The sequence below is a fragment of the Sphingomonas sp. genome (genome assembly GCF_039594485.1).
Taxonomy (GTDB): Bacteria; Pseudomonadota; Alphaproteobacteria; order Sphingomonadales; family Sphingomonadaceae; genus Sphingomonas.
Genome location: NZ_JBCNNI010000001.1, coordinates 21,447 through 36,088, shown reverse-complemented (window position 1 = coordinate 36,088; position 14,642 = coordinate 21,447). Strand labels below are relative to the sequence as shown.

The 14,642-nt window shown below is 65.4% G+C and carries 19 protein-coding genes; 10 read left to right on the top strand and 9 right to left on the bottom strand.

Going from position 1 to position 14,642, the window contains the following annotated elements; translation table 11 throughout:
- The first annotated feature begins 28 nt into the window (after window positions 1-28).
- From pstA to ABDV78_RS00180, 5 genes are all read left to right on the top strand, one after another.
- Window positions 29-1,243, top strand: a complete 1,215-nt coding sequence (pstA, locus tag ABDV78_RS00200; RefSeq protein ID WP_343525309.1) for a phosphate ABC transporter permease PstA — start codon at window positions 29-31, stop codon at window positions 1,241-1,243.
- Window positions 1,240-2,001 carry a phosphate ABC transporter ATP-binding protein PstB gene (gene pstB / locus ABDV78_RS00195; protein WP_343525111.1) on the top strand — a complete coding sequence of 254 codons (762 nt, stop codon included), beginning with the start codon at window positions 1,240-1,242 and terminating at the stop codon, window positions 1,999-2,001. The genes pstA and pstB overlap by 4 nt, the downstream gene beginning before the upstream one ends.
- A gap of 11 nt (window positions 2,002-2,012) precedes the next feature.
- Window positions 2,013-2,696: a phosphate signaling complex protein PhoU gene (phoU, locus tag ABDV78_RS00190; protein WP_343525110.1), complete on the top strand. Its 684-nt coding sequence runs from the start codon at window positions 2,013-2,015 to the stop codon at window positions 2,694-2,696.
- Window positions 2,697-2,709: 13 nt separating this feature from the next.
- Entirely contained in the window at window positions 2,710-3,402 is a 693-nt protein-coding gene (gene phoB, locus ABDV78_RS00185; RefSeq protein WP_343525109.1) for a phosphate regulon transcriptional regulator PhoB, read from the top strand.
- Between the two features lie 110 nt (window positions 3,403-3,512).
- Window positions 3,513-3,845, top strand: coding sequence for a hypothetical protein (locus ABDV78_RS00180; RefSeq protein ID WP_343525108.1), 333 nt, complete (start codon window positions 3,513-3,515; stop codon window positions 3,843-3,845).
- A gap of 62 nt (window positions 3,846-3,907) precedes the next feature.
- Here ABDV78_RS00180 and ABDV78_RS00175 read toward each other — a convergent pair whose 3' ends face one another.
- Together ABDV78_RS00175 and epsC are read right to left on the bottom strand one after the other, a co-directional pair.
- Window positions 3,908-4,243, bottom strand: coding sequence for a DUF2794 domain-containing protein (locus tag ABDV78_RS00175; protein ID WP_343525107.1), 336 nt, complete (start codon window positions 4,241-4,243; stop codon window positions 3,908-3,910).
- Window positions 4,243-4,926 (bottom strand): serine O-acetyltransferase EpsC, encoded by a 684-nt coding sequence (gene epsC / locus ABDV78_RS00170; protein ID WP_343525106.1) that lies wholly within the window; start codon window positions 4,924-4,926, stop codon window positions 4,243-4,245. The genes ABDV78_RS00175 and epsC overlap by 1 nt, the downstream gene beginning before the upstream one ends.
- A gap of 157 nt (window positions 4,927-5,083) precedes the next feature.
- Between epsC and ABDV78_RS00165 the strand changes: the two genes are divergently transcribed.
- Window positions 5,084-5,848, top strand: a complete 765-nt coding sequence (locus ABDV78_RS00165; protein WP_343525308.1) for a sulfite exporter TauE/SafE family protein — start codon at window positions 5,084-5,086, stop codon at window positions 5,846-5,848.
- Window positions 5,849-5,900: 52 nt separating this feature from the next.
- Here the strand turns inward: ABDV78_RS00165 and ABDV78_RS00160 are convergent, their stop codons facing one another.
- Together ABDV78_RS00160 and ABDV78_RS00155 are read right to left on the bottom strand one after the other, a co-directional pair.
- Window positions 5,901-6,422 carry a carboxymuconolactone decarboxylase family protein gene (locus ABDV78_RS00160; protein ID WP_343525105.1) on the bottom strand — a complete coding sequence of 174 codons (522 nt, stop codon included), beginning with the start codon at window positions 6,420-6,422 and terminating at the stop codon, window positions 5,901-5,903.
- Window positions 6,423-6,540: 118 nt separating this feature from the next.
- Window positions 6,541-7,086 carry a peroxiredoxin gene (locus ABDV78_RS00155; RefSeq protein ID WP_042488670.1) on the bottom strand — a complete coding sequence of 182 codons (546 nt, stop codon included), beginning with the start codon at window positions 7,084-7,086 and terminating at the stop codon, window positions 6,541-6,543.
- Between the two features lie 156 nt (window positions 7,087-7,242).
- Between ABDV78_RS00155 and ABDV78_RS00150 the strand changes: the two genes are divergently transcribed.
- The 3 genes from ABDV78_RS00150 (at window position 7,243) to ABDV78_RS00140 (ending at window position 9,557) form a co-directional block, all read left to right on the top strand.
- Window positions 7,243-8,145 (top strand): hydrogen peroxide-inducible genes activator, encoded by a 903-nt coding sequence (locus ABDV78_RS00150; RefSeq protein ID WP_343525103.1) that lies wholly within the window; start codon window positions 7,243-7,245, stop codon window positions 8,143-8,145.
- Window positions 8,146-8,387: 242 nt separating this feature from the next.
- Window positions 8,388-8,849, top strand: coding sequence for a fasciclin domain-containing protein (locus ABDV78_RS00145; protein WP_343525102.1), 462 nt, complete (start codon window positions 8,388-8,390; stop codon window positions 8,847-8,849).
- Between the two features lie 114 nt (window positions 8,850-8,963).
- Window positions 8,964-9,557 carry a fasciclin domain-containing protein gene (locus ABDV78_RS00140; protein WP_343525101.1) on the top strand — a complete coding sequence of 198 codons (594 nt, stop codon included), beginning with the start codon at window positions 8,964-8,966 and terminating at the stop codon, window positions 9,555-9,557.
- A 56-nt stretch (window positions 9,558-9,613) separates the two neighbouring features.
- Here the strand turns inward: ABDV78_RS00140 and ABDV78_RS00135 are convergent, their stop codons facing one another.
- The 3 genes from ABDV78_RS00135 to pgsA are packed head-to-tail and all read right to left on the bottom strand — an operon-like array spanning window position 9,614 to window position 10,865.
- On the bottom strand, window positions 9,614-10,057 hold the full coding sequence (locus ABDV78_RS00135) for a molybdenum cofactor biosynthesis protein MoaE (protein WP_343525100.1): 444 nt from the start codon (window positions 10,055-10,057) through the stop codon (window positions 9,614-9,616).
- Window positions 10,054-10,311: a molybdopterin converting factor subunit 1 gene (gene moaD, locus ABDV78_RS00130; protein ID WP_343525099.1), complete on the bottom strand. Its 258-nt coding sequence runs from the start codon at window positions 10,309-10,311 to the stop codon at window positions 10,054-10,056. The genes ABDV78_RS00135 and moaD overlap by 4 nt, the downstream gene beginning before the upstream one ends.
- Entirely contained in the window at window positions 10,311-10,865 is a 555-nt protein-coding gene (gene pgsA / locus ABDV78_RS00125; protein ID WP_343525098.1) for a CDP-diacylglycerol--glycerol-3-phosphate 3-phosphatidyltransferase, read from the bottom strand. Before pgsA ends, moaD begins: the two co-directional genes overlap by 1 nt.
- A 114-nt stretch (window positions 10,866-10,979) precedes the next feature.
- Between pgsA and ABDV78_RS00120 the strand changes: the two genes are divergently transcribed.
- Window positions 10,980-12,290 (top strand): MFS transporter, encoded by a 1,311-nt coding sequence (locus ABDV78_RS00120; protein WP_343525097.1) that lies wholly within the window; start codon window positions 10,980-10,982, stop codon window positions 12,288-12,290.
- A 275-nt stretch (window positions 12,291-12,565) separates the two neighbouring features.
- Here ABDV78_RS00120 and ABDV78_RS00115 read toward each other — a convergent pair whose 3' ends face one another.
- Window positions 12,566-14,242, bottom strand: coding sequence for a cation acetate symporter (locus ABDV78_RS00115; RefSeq protein WP_343525307.1), 1,677 nt, complete (start codon window positions 14,240-14,242; stop codon window positions 12,566-12,568).
- A gap of 23 nt (window positions 14,243-14,265) precedes the next feature.
- Window positions 14,266-14,571, bottom strand: coding sequence for a DUF485 domain-containing protein (locus ABDV78_RS00110; RefSeq protein ID WP_343525096.1), 306 nt, complete (start codon window positions 14,569-14,571; stop codon window positions 14,266-14,268).
- Window positions 14,572-14,642: the final 71 nt, after the last annotated feature.

Genomic DNA, 14,642 nt, shown 5'->3' with positions numbered 1-14,642 from the left:
CGCCTCCTCGCACTGGGACGATCCGGCGATGGCGCGGCGGCTGCGGCGGCGCTATGCGGCGGAGCGTCGGTTCCGGCTGCTGGGGCTGGCCGCCGTCTCGCTGTCGGCCGCCTTCCTCGCCTTTCTGCTGATCGTGATGCTGGCGCAGGGCCTGCGGGGCTTTACCGAGACGCAGGTGACGATGCCGGTCAATCTCGCCGCCGCCGAACTTCCCGTCGAACCGGGGCGGTTGAAGGGACGCGGCGCCGATCTGGCGCTCGCCGGAGCGGGGCTGGAAGACGCGGTCGAGACGGCGGCGAGCCGCACGTTCGGGGCGGACGGCGCCGACCTGCTTTCGCCAGGCGCATGGATCGTGGTGCGCGATGCGGTGAAGGCCGATCCGACGCTCCTCCGGCGGACGGCCTCCTTCGCCCTGCCGGTCGCCAGTCGTTACGATGTGGCGGCCAAGGGCGTGGGCACGCCGGAGGCCGAGGCCGTAGTCGCCCGGTTGCGGGCCAGGGGTGTGCTGACGACCGGCTGGAACTGGAATTTCCTGACCGACGCCGATGCGACCGATCCGACGCGCGTCGGCATCTGGGGGGCGGCCAAGGGGTCGCTGCTCACCATGCTGGTCACGCTCGTGCTCGCCTTCCCGATCGGCGTGCTGGCCGCGCTTTATCTCGAGGAATATGCGCCCAAGAACCGCTGGACCGATCTGATCGAGGTGTCGATCAACAATCTGGCGGCGGTGCCCTCGATCATCTTCGGGTTGCTGGGACTGGCGGTGTTCCTGGGCACGTTCGGCCTGCCCCGCTCCGCGCCGCTGGTCGGCGGCCTGACCCTCGCGCTGATGACGATGCCCGTCATCGTCATCGCGGGGCGCAATGCGATCAAGGCGGTCCCGCCGTCGATCCGCGACGCCGCGCTGGCGATCGGGGCGTCGCGGGTACAGGTCATCTTCCACCATGTCCTGCCGCTTGCGCTGCCGGGCATCTTGACCGGCACGATCATCGGCATGGCGCGCGCGCTGGGCGAGACCGCCCCGCTGCTGATGATCGGCATGCGCGCCTTCATCGCCGCGCCCCCGCGCGGGCTGACCGATCCCGCGACCGTCCTGCCGGTACAGATCTTCCTCTGGTCCGATCAGGTCGACCATGGCTTCATCGAAAAGACGTCGGCCGCGATCATCATTCTTCTCGTCTTCCTGCTCGCGATGAACGGGCTGGCCATCTATCTCCGCAATCGGTTCGAGACCCGCTGGTGAGCAACCCCAAGATAACCGCACGCAACGTCAGCGTGTCCTATGGCGACAAGCAGGCCCTTCGCGACATCTCGATCGATGTCGAGATGGATCACGTCATCGCATTCATCGGTCCCTCTGGGTGCGGCAAGTCGACCTTCCTGCGCACGCTCAACCGGATGAACGACACCATTCCCACGGCGCGCGTATCGGGGGACGTTCGGCTCGACGGGCAGGATATCTATGCCCCCGACATGGACGTGGTGCAGCTCCGCGCACGTGTGGGGATGGTGTTCCAGAAGCCCAATCCGTTCCCCAAGTCGGTCTATGAGAATGTGGCCTATGGCCCGCGCATCCATGGCCTCGCGACCTCACGCGGCGAACTGGACATGATCGTCGAGCGCTCGCTGACCCGGGCCGGCCTGTGGAACGAGGTGAAGAACCGTCTGTCGGAAAGCGGAACCGCGCTGTCGGGCGGCCAGCAGCAGCGGCTGTGCATCGCCCGCGCCATCGCCGTCGACCCCGAAGTCATCCTGATGGACGAGCCGTGCAGCGCGCTCGATCCCATCGCGACCGCGCGTATCGAGGAACTCATCCACGACCTGCGCGGGCGCTACGCCATCGCGATCGTCACCCACAACATGCAGCAGGCTGCCCGCGTCTCCCAGCGTACCGCCTTCTTCCACCTCGGCACGCTCGTCGAGTACGGAAAGACGTCCGACATCTTCACGAACCCCAGGGAAGAGCGGACCAAGGACTATATCACGGGCCGATACGGCTGAGGACGAGGATCATGGACCACACCGTAAAAGCCTTTGACAACGATATCGGCCGGTTGCGCGGGCTGATCAGCCAGATGGGCGGATTGGCCGAGGAGGCGATCGCCAACGCCATCAGGGCGCTGCAACGTTCCGATCTGGAACTGGCCCGCAAGGTCCGCGAGGACGACAAGGCGATCGACCTGATCGAGGCCGAGGTGGAGCGGCTGGCGGTGCGGACCATCGCGCTCCGGGCCCCCATGGCCAATGACCTGCGCGAGGTCGTCGCCGCGCTCAAGATCGCCAGCGTCGTCGAGCGGATCGGCGACTATGCCAAGAACATCGCCAAGCGCGTGCCGATGATCGAGAGCGAGGATCGGATCGAGCCCGTCTCGATTCTGCCGGCCATGGCGCGGATCGCCTCGGCGATGGTCCATGACGTGCTGAACGCCTTTGCCGCGCGCGATGCCGAGGCGGCCGTCCGGGTACGCGACAGCGACAATGCGCTCGACGATTTCTACGATTCCATTTTCCGCACGCTCGTCACCCATATGGTCGAGAATCCCAGGACGATCGGGCAGGTCGCGCACCTGCTGTTCATCGCCAAGAATCTCGAACGGATCGGTGACCATGCGACCAACGTCGCGGAAATGGTCTATTTCGCCGCCACCGGCACGCAAATGGGCGAGCGGGACCGCGGCGGTACTTGGCCTTCTTGAAGGAACAGGCACGATGGCACGGGTAAAGATGTTGCTGGTCGAAGACGACGCCGCACTGGCGGAGCTTCTCGTCTTCCACTTCAAGCGCGAGGATTTCGAGGTCACGCACACCCCCGACGGCGAAGAGGCGTTGCTGCTGGCGCGGGAAAGCACGCCGGATATCGTCCTCCTCGATTGGATGGTCGAGGGGATTTCGGGGATCGAGGTATGCCGTCGCCTCCGCCGCTCGCCGGACACAGCGAATGTGCCGATCATCATGCTGACCGCACGCGGAGAAGAGGAAGACCGGGTGCGCGGGCTGGAAACGGGCGCGGACGATTATGTCACCAAGCCCTTCTCGCCGCGCGAACTGGTCGCCCGTGTCGGCGCGGTGCTGCGTCGCGTCCGCCCGGCGCTGGCCGGCGAAGCGCTGAGCTATGCCGATATCGAGATGGACACGGTCGGCCACAAGGTCCGCCGTGCGGGCGAGGTCGTCTCGCTCGGGCCGACGGAATTCCGTCTGCTCAAGCATTTCCTCGAGCATCCGGGCTGGGTCTTCTCGCGCGAGCGGCTGCTCGATGCGGTGTGGGGACATGACTCGGATATCGAGAGCCGCACCGTCGACGTGCATATCCGCCGCCTGCGCAAGGCGATCAATATCGGCGATCGGCCCGACATCATCCGCACGGTCCGCTCGGCGGGTTATTCGCTCGACGCGGGGGGCTGACCTAAAAGCCCGTTGGAATTGGGTCGGATGCGAAACAAGGGAGCCAAGTGGTCAATCGGGCGTTCTCCCCACCGCGCTATCGCACTTGCGCTTCTGAACAGGAGATTCGCATGAAGCTCGTTTTTCTCGCCGCCACCACTTTGATGGCGACGCCCGCTCTGGCCCAGACGACCCAGACCGACGCCACCGCCCAGGCGGGGGTACAGACCGATGCCACGGGTTCGGCGCAGGCCGATGCCGCAGCATCGGCGGCGACGATGACCGCCGGCGGCTACCAGCCCGCTCAGCCACCCATGGCTTCGCCCCCCGCCCCCGGCGCGCCGGTGATCTTCAAGCAGGCGCCGAGCCCCGAACAGGCCTATCCGGCTCCCGCCCCGCTGAAGAGCTATCCGATCTGCAAGAAGGGTCAGTATGACCAGTGTCGCCAGCGTGGCGGCAAGTAAGCCATAGTCGATCACCCGGCTACGGGATGACGCCGGTTCCCCGATCGGGGAACCGGCGTTTTTCATTCCTCGACCAGTTTCATCAGCCGCCGCTCGACCGGGGCTAGTACCGGGCCAAGTTCGTGACCGCGCTTGAGAACCGCGCCCCCCTCCCCGATCAAGGCCCACATGCCCTGTCGATTGCGAAGCGCAGGCCGCTTCTCGATGCGATATTCGGGCCGTTCCGCCGCCCGCCTGAAGGCCGAGAAGACCGCCGCCTCCTGCCCCAGATCCATGGCATAATCACGCCAATGGCCAGCCGCCACCATCCGGCCGTACAGATCGAGAATGCGATTCAGTTCGACGCGCTCGAACCCCACCTGCCCCGCCGCGGCCTTGGGAAAGGGAACGACACCCATCAGGCGCGATCGCGCTTCTCTTCCTGCTCAGTCAGCAGCATGTCGATCTGCCGCCGCAATGTATCGAGTTCGCAGCGCAGCATCTCGATCTTTTGGGTCTGGGGATCGAACACCTCGGAACACGGCGTGCCATAGGGAACGAAGCGACGTTCCGGCGCCACGCCACCCTCGACCATCGTCGGGCGCGCCGGGATGCCGACCATCACCGCGCCTTCCGCCACATCGCGCGTCACGACCGCATTGGCACCGATGCGGGCGCGCGGACCGACCGTGATCGGGCCCAGCACCTGTGCGCCCGACCCGATGATCGATCCGTCCATCAGGGTCGGGTGCCGCTTGCCCGCCACGCCATTGTCGGGACTGGTCCCGCCCAGGGTCACGCATTGATAGATGGTCACGTCGTCACCGATCTCGGCGGTTTCTCCGATCACGACAAAACCATGGTCGATGAAGAAGTTGCGCCCGATCTTTGCCCCCGGATGGATATCGATGGCAGTGAGGAACCGGGTGAAGTGGTTGACCAGTCGCGCCAGGAAAAAGGCGCGTGCACGGTACAGGCGATGGGCAACCCGATGGCCCGCCAGCGCCCAGACACCGGGATAAAGCAGGATCTCCGCGCGCGAATGTGGCGCCGGATCGCGGGCTCGGATCGAATCAAGATAGGCGGCCAATCGGCTCGGCATGAGCATGTCCCCAGATGCGATACCGGCATTTAAGCACGGCCTTTGCATAATTCCAGATACCTGAGGAACCCGAGCGTCCGCCACAAAGTCTATCTTTGTTGCGGCACGGGCCCCGACACGGCATGGGCCGGAATGTCGTCAGCGTTAAGGAGAGATGATGGACCCGACCAGTACCGAACTGATCCACGTCCTGCCGTTTATCGCCGTCGGCTTTGCGGCGCAGGTGGTCGACGGCGCGCTCGGCATGGCATTCGGGGTGATTTCCAACACCCTGCTGATCAGCCTGGGCGTGCCACCCGCCGCCGCTTCGGCTGGCGTGCACAGCGTCGAGACGTTCACGACCGCGGTGTCGGGGATCAGCCATGCGGTCCATCGCAACGTCAACTGGCGGCTGTTCCTGCGCCTGATGATCCCCGGCGTCATCGGCGGGGCACTGGGTGCCTATGTCCTGTCCAACATCGATGCGGCGGTGGTGAAGCCGTTCATCCTGGCCTATCTGAGCGGGATCGGCCTGTATCTTCTGATCCGCGCGTGGCGGCACAAGGCAGTTGGCCGCGAGCCCCGGGTGGTCGAGCCGCTGGGACTGATCGGCGGGTTCCTGGATGCGGCGGGCGGGGGCGGATGGGGGCCGGTCGTCACCTCCAACCTGCTCGTCCAGGGCGCAGCGCCCCGCACGACGATCGGGACGGTCAACACCGCCGAATTTTTCCTGACGGTGACGATTTCGGCGACCTTTATCAGCCAGCTTGGCTGGGGAGCGTTCACCATGGCGACCGTGGGCCTGCTGATCGGCGGCATCTGCGCCGCGCCGTTCGGGGCCATGCTCGCAAAGCGCGTTCCGGCCCGGACCCTGCTGGCGCTGGTGGGTGTGATCCTGACCCTGACCAGCCTCTGGGGCCTGTACGAGGCGGTGTCCGCCTGACGCCTGGCGATCGCGAACCCCTCTCCCATCATGGGAGAGGGGCTTTGGCCGATCAGGCGATCGCCGAATGGACCGTCGCCACAGCCTGCATGACCGCCGCGATCCGCACCGAGCTCTGGATAATCTCGGCCGAGACGCCCGCCTTTTTCAGCACGGCTTCGTGCGCGTCGATGCACATCCCGCAACCGTTCATCGCCGACACCGCGAGGCTGAACAGCTCGAAGTCGATCTTGTCGATGCCGGGCGCGCCGATCACGTTCATGCGCAGCTTGGCGGGCATGTTCCGATATTCCTGGTTCCCGGCCAGGTGGGTGAAGCGGTAATAAACGTTGTTCATCGCCATCACCGCCGCCGCGGCACGCGCCGCATTGGCGGCTTCGGGCGACAGCTTGGGCGCGCATTCGGCTTCGGCCGCCTCGACCAGCGGCTTGTGGCCCGAACCATGGGCGCAGGCGAGCAGCAGGCCATATTTGCGCTGGTCGTTCAGCACCGGCTCGTTAAGCAGCGATCCGACATTGAGGCGGATGTCCTTGGCGAAGTCGGGCAGTTGCCCGGCAAATTCCTTGAGCGACATGAGAGGGCTCCAAAAACACGACGCCCCAGTCCGGGCCGCCGACGATCAGCGTCGGCAACCCTCGCCGGGGCATCGAAAAGGGTGGCCGAGGGACAGCAAAGCCCCCCGGCGGCAGGGATTACTCGGCCGCGAGCTGGAGGACGTCGTCGCCCTTGTTCCAGTTGCACGGGCACAGCTCGTCGGTCTGCAGCGCGTCGAGGACACGCAGCGTCTCCGCCGGGTTGCGACCCACGTTCAGGCCGTTGATCGTGACATGCTGGATCACATTGTCGGGGTCGATGATGAACGTGGCGCGGTAGGCGACATGCTCATTCTTGTCGACGATGCCCAGCGCGTCGGCGAGAACGCGGCCATTGTCGGCGATCCAGGGGAAATCGGCCGCGGCGAGATCCGGGTCCGACTTGCGCCAGGCCAGGTGGACGTGCGCGGTGTCGGTCGACGCGCCGATCAGCACGGCGTCGCGATCCTCGAAATCGCCCTTCAGCTCGGAATAGCCGACGATCTCGGTCGGGCAGACGAAGGTGAAGTCCTTCGGCCAGTAGAAGAGCACCTTCCACTTGCCCTCATAGGACGTGTCGCTGATCGTCTCGCCAGCCGGGAGCGCGTTGGTCCCCTGCTGGACGGGAACGGTGAATGCGGGGAGCTTGTCTCCAACGGTCAACATGGCAATGAGCCTCCTCTTCTTCTTAAAATTCGGCGTCAGCCATCCTCATCCCGATCGGCGGCTTGCCCGCCTGTATTCGTTATGACGACGGATATGGGGACTGGCGCGTTTGATCCAACAAGCTATTTGTCAAATGGCAATCGACTGAGACGATCAATGGCCGCGACCTATCTACCGACCCTGAAACAGCTTCAATATCTCGTGGCCCTGCAGGACCATGGGCATTTCGGCCGCGCGGCCGACGCGTGCTTCGTCACCCAGTCGACCCTGTCGGCGGGCCTGCGCGAACTGGAGACGCTGATCGGCGTGACGCTGGTGGAGCGGACCCGGCGAGTCGTCCGCTTCACCCCGCTGGGCGAGCGCATCGCCGACAAGGCGCGGCGGGTGCTGCGCGAGGCGGACGAACTGGGTGACATGGCGCGCGCCGCCGGCCGCCCGCTGTCGGGCGAGATGCGCATGTCGGTGATCCCGACCATCGCGCCCTTCATGCTGCCCCGCATCCTGCCGCGTCTGCGCCGGGATTATCCCGATCTGAAGCTGTTCCTGCGCGAAGAGCCCAGCGGCCCGGCCTGCGAGCGGCTGCACAACGGACGCACCGACTGCGTGCTGCTCGCCCTGCCCTTCGCCTGTGGCGAGGTGACCGCCGAACCGCTGTTCGACGATCGGTTGTTCGTCGCCTTTCCGACGGACGAGAATGTCACACCGCCGCCCGCCTTTCCCGCCGCCGCGATCGACGAGAACCGGCTGCTCCTTCTAGAGGACGGACATTGCCTGAAGGACCATGCGCTCGCCGCCTGCAACCGGCCGGAATTGCGCGCCGAGGCGACGATGCTGGGCACCTCGCTCCACACGATCGTCCAGATGGTCGACAACGGCCTGGGCATGACGATGCTGCCGGAAATGGCGCTGCGGTCCGGCATCCTAGACAACACGAATATCACGGCGCGCCCGCTCGACGCCGAAAATGCCATGCGCAAGATCGCCCTGGTATGGCGCCGGGCCAGTCCGCGCGAGAAGGATTTCCGTCTGCTCGCCCAGGTTCTGGCAGAGGCCGCCTGACCCGACGGCGCGCCTCACCTTCCGGCGGGCACGACTTTGCGCTCGATCCCATTTCATCCGACAAGGATATTCGGCCCATGAAACCTTATGCCCGGCTGATGCTCGCGGTCCTGTCAATGGCTACCCTGACGACCCTTGGCGGTTGCGGTGGCGGACGCGAAGTACGCAAAGCCCCATCGACTCCGTCGGGAGCGCCCGCAGCCTCCGGCCCGGCCGAACCCATGGCAGCCCCCGACCAGCCCATGATGCCGACCCGCACCATTCTCGACAACGCGGCGGCCACGCCATCGCTGTCGTCGCTGGTCGCGGCGATCCGCGCGGCTTCGCTGACCACGGCACTGGCCGGGCCGGGACCGATCACGCTCTTCGCCCCATCGAACGAGGCCTTCGGGCGGCTGGCGCCCGGCATTCAGGAACAGCTTCTCCAGCCCGCGAACCGCGACTCGCTGGTTCGCGTGCTGCGCTTCCATATGGTGAACGGCACCGTGACGGTGAACGACCTGCGCCAGCGGATCGCGGCGGGCGGCGGTACGGCGACGTTGATGACGGTACAGGGCGAACCCCTGACGCTCAGCATGACCCAATCGGTCATCACGCTGACCGACGCGAGCGGCAACAAGAGCTATATCGAGGCGGGCGATCTGTCCCAGGCGAACGGCATGATCCACATCGTCAACGGCGTGTTGGTGCCGAAACTGGATTAAATGCGTTACCCCCGGCGGGGCATCCGTTTCGCTACCGGATCGGGTGACCTGCCCTTCATATCGCGGCGCAGCGCCAGCGCGCTCCGCCGCCAGAAGAACGGGAGTATGCTTTTCATGTTGAAGACCTTCGCCATTCTTGCCTCGGCGACCATCCTGTCCGGCCCCGTGCTGGCCCAGACGACCCCTGCCCCCGCACCGGCGGCTCCCGTCGCGCCGGCACCGGCCCAACCGGCCCAGACCGCGCCTGTTGCAACTGGCACGATCGTCCAGGTGCTGGCGGCCACCCCGGACCGCAGCACGCTGTCCAAGCTGGTGGCCATAGCGGGCCTGACCGCCGACCTGTCGGGGCCCGGCCCTTTCACCGTCTTCGCGCCCAGCAACGAGGCGTTCAGCCGCATGCCCCCGGGCGCGCTCGACACGCTGAGCCAGCCCGCCGCCAAGGCGACGCTGGCCACCATCCTGAAATACCATGTCGTGTCGGGCAAGCTGACCGCCGAACAGCTCAAGGCGCAGATTGCGGCCGGCAACGGCACCGCTACGTTGACGACGCTGGCCGGACAGCCGCTGACAGCGCAGCTTGGCCCCAACGGCAATATCATGCTGACTGACGTGAATGGCCAGAAGGCCTATGTCGACCAGGCGGACGTCAACGCGACCAACGGCATCGTCCACCTGACCAACGGCATCAACGTGCCCAAGATCGGCTGAGCCATATCAACCGATCGACATGCGAAAGGCGGGGCTTCGGCTCCGCCTTTCTGGCATCAGCGCCGGTTCCAGCGCTCCGCCGCATGGTCGTCGCTGGCACGCGCATCGACCCAGCGCGATTGCTCCCCCCGCGTCTCTCGCTTCCAAAAGGGCGCATCGGTCTTCAAACGGTCGATCAGATAGGCGCAGGCGTCGAGCGCGTCGGCCCGGTGGGGGCTGGCCGTCACGACCAGGACGATGCGTTCGCCCGGCCGCATCGGTCCGACCCGGTGGACGATGGTCGCGGCGTTCAGCGCCCAGCGGACCTTGGCATCGCCGGCAATCCGCTCCAGCGCCGCCTCGGTCGCGCCGGGATAATGTTCGAGTTCGAGCTGATCGACACCGTCATCCGCCCGCACCAGTCCACAGAAGCTGGCGACCGCGCCGACCCCGGCCTGCTCCACCCGCGTCAGTTCCGCCATGGTATCGATCGGATCGGGCGATACGAGGATGCGGATCATCCGCCGGTCACCGGAGGAAAGATCGCCACCTCACGCGCATGTCCGATCATCGCGTCCAGCCCGACGAAATTCTGGTCCACGGCCGCGCGCAGCCGCTCGGGCTCCGCCAGCGCCTCGGCATAGCCGCCACCTCGCCCGGCGAGCCAGCCGATCAGATCGGCCATGGTCCTGACGCCTTCGGGCAGCGTGACGGCCTCTTCGGACTGCCCGATCCGCTCCCGGACCCAGGCGAAATACAGGATCGTCAGGTGCATCAGCTATCCATATGCTTGAGGCCGACGCGCAGATAATCCCAGCCGGTGATCAGGGTCAGGACCGCGGCCCCCCACAGGGCCGCGAGCGCCGCCATCTGCACCCAGGGCCAGCCCGGCAACGCACCGCCCAGGATCAACCCGCCCAGCGCGACGAGCTGAAGCGTCGTCTTCCACTTGGCGAGGCGCGATACCGGGACGGAAACCTGCAACTGCGCCAGAAATTCGCGAAGCCCCGAAACCGCGATCTCGCGCAGCAGGATGATCAGGCCGGCGATCACGCTCGCCCCGCTGAGCACCTGTACCGCGACGAGGACCAGGATGACCGATGCCACCATGATCTTGTCGGCGATCGGATCCAAAAAAATGCCCAGTTTCGACACGGCGCCATTGGCCCGGGCCAGATAACCGTCGAAATAGTCGGTGATGCCCATCAGGCAATAAAGGACGAACGCCACCCCATATCCGACCGTCCAGTCGGGTTGCCATAACAGCCCCGCCAACAGGGGTACGGCGAAGATTCTGGAGAGCGTCAACAGATTGGGCAGCGTCAGCATAAGCCCTTCTAACGACAAGCCCCGCCATCACAAACCGCTTTAAACGGTTGGCGATGCGGGCTGCGATGGCTATGTTGATGCCATCCTGTTGCCACGATCGGGCCATTTTTCGTCATGCTCAATGCCCTCGGGCTTCTCAAGCGGCGTCGCTTCCTGCCGTTATTTTCCACCCAGTTTCTCGGCGCGTTCAACGACAATCTGTTCAAGACGTCGATGGTCTTGTTCGCGACCTATGCGATCTTCAACGACGCCCATGCCGAAGCGAATTTCAATGCCCTGGCCACGGGCCTGTCGATCGTTCCCTTCGTGCTGCTATCGGCGCTGTCGGGTCAGTTGGCCGACAGCCACGACAAGGCGCGGATCATCCGAATCGTGAAGACGGCGGAGATCGGGATCATGATCGTCGGCGCACTGGGACTGATGATCGCCAAGGCGGGCTATATCAATATCGGCCTGGGGCTGATGCTCGGAACCGTGCTGGCGCTCGGGGTGCATTCGACGTTTTTCGGCCCGATCAAATATGCGATCCTGCCCCAGCATCTGGAGCCGGACGATATCCTGGGCGGCACCGGCCTTGTCGAGGCGGGAACCTATCTCGCCATCCTGCTCGGTACGGTGGTGGCGGGCTGGGTGCCGATCGAGGTGGCCGCTGCGGGCGTGCTGGTCGTTGCGGTCATCGGCTGGTTCACCGCGCGCCAGGTTCCCCCTGCCCCCCGCGAGGGACCGCCCTTAGTTCTGAACTTCAATCCATTCACCGCGTCATGGCGGCTGATCGCTGCCACCCTGCACATCAAGCGGCTGTTCCTCGCGATCATCGCGATCAGCTTCTTCTGGACGATCGGCTCGGTGTTGATCATCATCTTCCCGCCATTGGTGAAGAATGTCCTGACCGCCGACAAGGAGGTGGCAAGCCTTGCGATTGCGATCTTCTCGGTCGGGGTGGCGATCGGGTCCGTCGTCATCAACACGATGCTGAAGGGCGAGATTTCGGCGCGCTATTCGCCGATATCGGTCGTTGCGATGGGTGCATTCGTCGTGCTGTTCTCGTTCCTTTGCCGGAACTGGAACCCGGCGCCCGATGGTGGCCTGTACAGTTGGCAGGCGTTCATGGCGGAACCCCGCGCGATCGGCATTCTCGCCACGCTGCTGGCAATCGCCACGACGGGCGGCATGTTCGTCGTCCCCCTTTATGCCTTCCTGACCACCACAGTCGAAAAGGACCAGACGGCGCGGACCGTCGCGGCCAATAATATCGTCAATTGCTTTGCGATGACGATCGGTTCGGCCGTGGTGTTCGGGATCAGCGCGGCGGGGGTCACGCCGGAGGACATGCTGTTCGTCGTGGCGGCGATGTGCCTGATATCGGCCTGGCTCGCGCTAAGGCTGCACCGCGCCTGCGACGAGGGTTGCGTCCAGACTGGTTGACCCCGCCCGTTCAGGGCAGGATGCTGTAGATACAGACGAAGAAGGCGGTGAAGCTGAGCACGAACAGCCGCAGGTCCTGTTCGTCGTTCCGGCGCGTGCGTTCTTGCAAGGACGCAGCCATGCTCTGCCGGAAAGGATGGCGGGCGGCTTGGGTCGTCAGGACAAGTCGGCGTCTCATGGCGACCTTGTTAACGCCTTGCTTACCGGGAAGGCACCGGCGGAAACGATCCGACCACCGGCCCACTGCCCCGTTACGGGACAGCGGGCCGGGGCCCTTAGTGATCCTGCGCCACCGCCGCGCCGATTCCGGTTTCCGAGCGAACCCGCTGTGCCGGGTAACCGGCCTTATCGACCGCCGCACGGCCGCTTCGATCGGTGACCGACACCAGCCAGATGGTCAGGAATGCCAGCGGCATCGAGAAGATGGTCGGCGACCCATAGGGAAAGATTGGCTCGGCATGGCTCAGCACCTTCACCCAGATGGCGGGGGACAGGATGGTCAGCACCAACGCAGTCGACAGGCCCACGACACCCCCGGCCACCACCCCGCGCGTGGTGCAGCCGGACCAGAGCAGCGACAGCAGCAGCACCGGAAAATTCGCCGAGGCGGCGAGCGCGAAGGCGAGGCTCACCATGAAGGCCACATTCTGCTTCTCGAACACGATGCCCAGCAGGATAGCCACCACCGCGAGCGCAAGTACCGTGATCCGCGACACCCGCAATTCCGAAGCCGAGTCGACCTCCCCGCGCTTGATGACGGTCGCATAGAGGTCGTGGCTGACCGCCGAGGCGCCCGACAGGGTGAGCCCGGCAACAACCGCCAGGATCGTCGCGAAGGCGACCGCCGAGATGAAGCCGAGAAACAGGTTTCCACCCACCGCCTGCGCCAGATGGATGGCGGCCATGTTGCTGCCACCCCGGAGCGCCCCGTCGGCATCCAGGAAGCCCGGATCGGTCGCCACCAGCACGATCGCACCGAAGCCGATCACGAAGGTCAGGATGTAGAAATAGCCGATCCATCCAGTCGCCCACAGCACCGAACTGCGCGCCGCCCTGGCATCGGGCACGGTGAAGAAGCGCATCAGGATATGCGGCAGGCCCGCCGTCCCGAACATCAGGGCCGCGCCGATCGAGATGGCGGAGACGGGATCCTTGATGAACCCGCCCGGCCCCATGATCGCGCGGCCCCCGGCGACCGCCTCGTCGGGTCCGGCCCCCGCAAGCGCGGCGAGCGCGGTCTTCACGTCGACCGCCCGTGCGAACAGCGCCTCGGGACTGAATCCGAACCGCGCCAGCACCGCGATCGCCATGAAGCTGGCCGCGCCGAGCAGCATCATCGCCTTGACGATCTGAACCCAGGTCGTCGCGGTCATGCCGCCGAACAGCACATAGAAGGTCATCAGCACGCCGACGATGACCACGGCATAACCATAGGGCAGTCCGAACAGCAGCCGGATCAACTGGCCCGCCCCGACCATCTGCGCGATGAGGTAGAACAGCACGACCAGCAATGTCGAACAGGCCGCGACCATCCGCACGGGCGTCTGGGCGAAACGGAACGATGCCACATCGGCAAAGGTGAAACGCCCGAGATTGCGCAGCCGCTCCGCCATCAGGAATAGCAGGATGGGCCAGCCGACAAGGAAGCCGATCGAGTAGATCAGCCCGTCATAGCCATCGGCGTAGATCTGCGCCGAAATGCCCAGGAAGGAGGCCGCCGACATGAAGTCACCCGCGATCGCCAGCCCGTTCTGGAAGCCGGTGATGCCGCCGCCCGCCGTATAGAAATCCGATGCGGTCCGCGTCCGCCGCGCGGCCCAGCGGGTGATCGCCAGGGTCAGTGCGACAAAGGCCGCGAACATTCCGATCGCGGTCCAGTTTGTCGCCTGCTGCACCGCCGGGCCGATCGCATGTGCCTGCGCCGCCGACAGCGGCAACAGGGCAAGTGGCATGGCCAGAAGGGCGAAGAGGCGGATCATGCGCGCTCCTCCGCGCGCAGGGCATCGATCACCGGATCGAAATCGCGATTGGCCCGCCAGACATAAAGCCCGGTCAGCAGGATCGCGAGTGCGATCACCCCCAAGCCGACCGGAATACCCCAGGAGGTCGCGCCCCCCGAGATCGACGTCGACAACAGGGCCTTGTCAAAGGCGATGGTCAGGATGAATCCGAAATAGGCGATCAGCATGATCACCGTCAGGATAATCGTGAAACGCCCTCGCTTGCGAACCAGCGCGATATAGCGCGGATCGCGCGCCAGACGGGCGGCGGCATCCTCCATGGCACTCTCCCAGCATGATGCGCCGGTTGCGGCGTCATACCGGCCATGCTCCCCCGCCCCCGCCCTGCCGT

What these genes read in the sequence shown, in the direction of transcription:
- ABDV78_RS00115 (WP_343525307.1), bottom strand. Translation starts at nt 14,242, where the DNA reads ATGCCACTTGCCCTGTTGCCGCTGTCGGCGGCGCAGGCACATGCGATC.
- ABDV78_RS00155 (WP_042488670.1), bottom strand. Translation starts at nt 7,086, where the DNA reads ATGTTGACCGTTGGAGACAAGCTCCCCGCATTCACCGTTCCCGTCCAG.
- epsC (WP_343525106.1), bottom strand. Translation starts at nt 4,926, where the DNA reads ATGCCGAGCCGATTGGCCGCCTATCTTGATTCGATCCGAGCCCGCGAT.
- ABDV78_RS00150 (WP_343525103.1), top strand. Translation starts at nt 7,243, where the DNA reads ATGGCCGCGACCTATCTACCGACCCTGAAACAGCTTCAATATCTCGTG.
- ABDV78_RS00135 (WP_343525100.1), bottom strand. Translation starts at nt 10,057, where the DNA reads ATGATCCGCATCCTCGTATCGCCCGATCCGATCGATACCATGGCGGAA.
- ABDV78_RS00140 (WP_343525101.1), top strand. Translation starts at nt 8,964, where the DNA reads ATGTTGAAGACCTTCGCCATTCTTGCCTCGGCGACCATCCTGTCCGGC.
- ABDV78_RS00145 (WP_343525102.1), top strand. Translation starts at nt 8,388, where the DNA reads ATGATGCCGACCCGCACCATTCTCGACAACGCGGCGGCCACGCCATCG.
- ABDV78_RS00110 (WP_343525096.1), bottom strand. Translation starts at nt 14,571, where the DNA reads ATGGAGGATGCCGCCGCCCGTCTGGCGCGCGATCCGCGCTATATCGCG.
- ABDV78_RS00165 (WP_343525308.1), top strand. Translation starts at nt 5,084, where the DNA reads ATGGACCCGACCAGTACCGAACTGATCCACGTCCTGCCGTTTATCGCC.
- ABDV78_RS00160 (WP_343525105.1), bottom strand. Translation starts at nt 6,422, where the DNA reads ATGTCGCTCAAGGAATTTGCCGGGCAACTGCCCGACTTCGCCAAGGAC.
- ABDV78_RS00180 (WP_343525108.1), top strand. Translation starts at nt 3,513, where the DNA reads ATGAAGCTCGTTTTTCTCGCCGCCACCACTTTGATGGCGACGCCCGCT.
- phoU (WP_343525110.1), top strand. Translation starts at nt 2,013, where the DNA reads ATGGACCACACCGTAAAAGCCTTTGACAACGATATCGGCCGGTTGCGC.
- phoB (WP_343525109.1), top strand. Translation starts at nt 2,710, where the DNA reads ATGGCACGGGTAAAGATGTTGCTGGTCGAAGACGACGCCGCACTGGCG.
- moaD (WP_343525099.1), bottom strand. Translation starts at nt 10,311, where the DNA reads ATGCACCTGACGATCCTGTATTTCGCCTGGGTCCGGGAGCGGATCGGG.
- pgsA (WP_343525098.1), bottom strand. Translation starts at nt 10,865, where the DNA reads ATGCTGACGCTGCCCAATCTGTTGACGCTCTCCAGAATCTTCGCCGTA.
- pstA (WP_343525309.1), top strand. Translation starts at nt 29, where the DNA reads ATGGCGCGGCGGCTGCGGCGGCGCTATGCGGCGGAGCGTCGGTTCCGG.
- ABDV78_RS00120 (WP_343525097.1), top strand. Translation starts at nt 10,980, where the DNA reads ATGCTCAATGCCCTCGGGCTTCTCAAGCGGCGTCGCTTCCTGCCGTTA.
- ABDV78_RS00175 (WP_343525107.1), bottom strand. Translation starts at nt 4,243, where the DNA reads ATGGGTGTCGTTCCCTTTCCCAAGGCCGCGGCGGGGCAGGTGGGGTTC.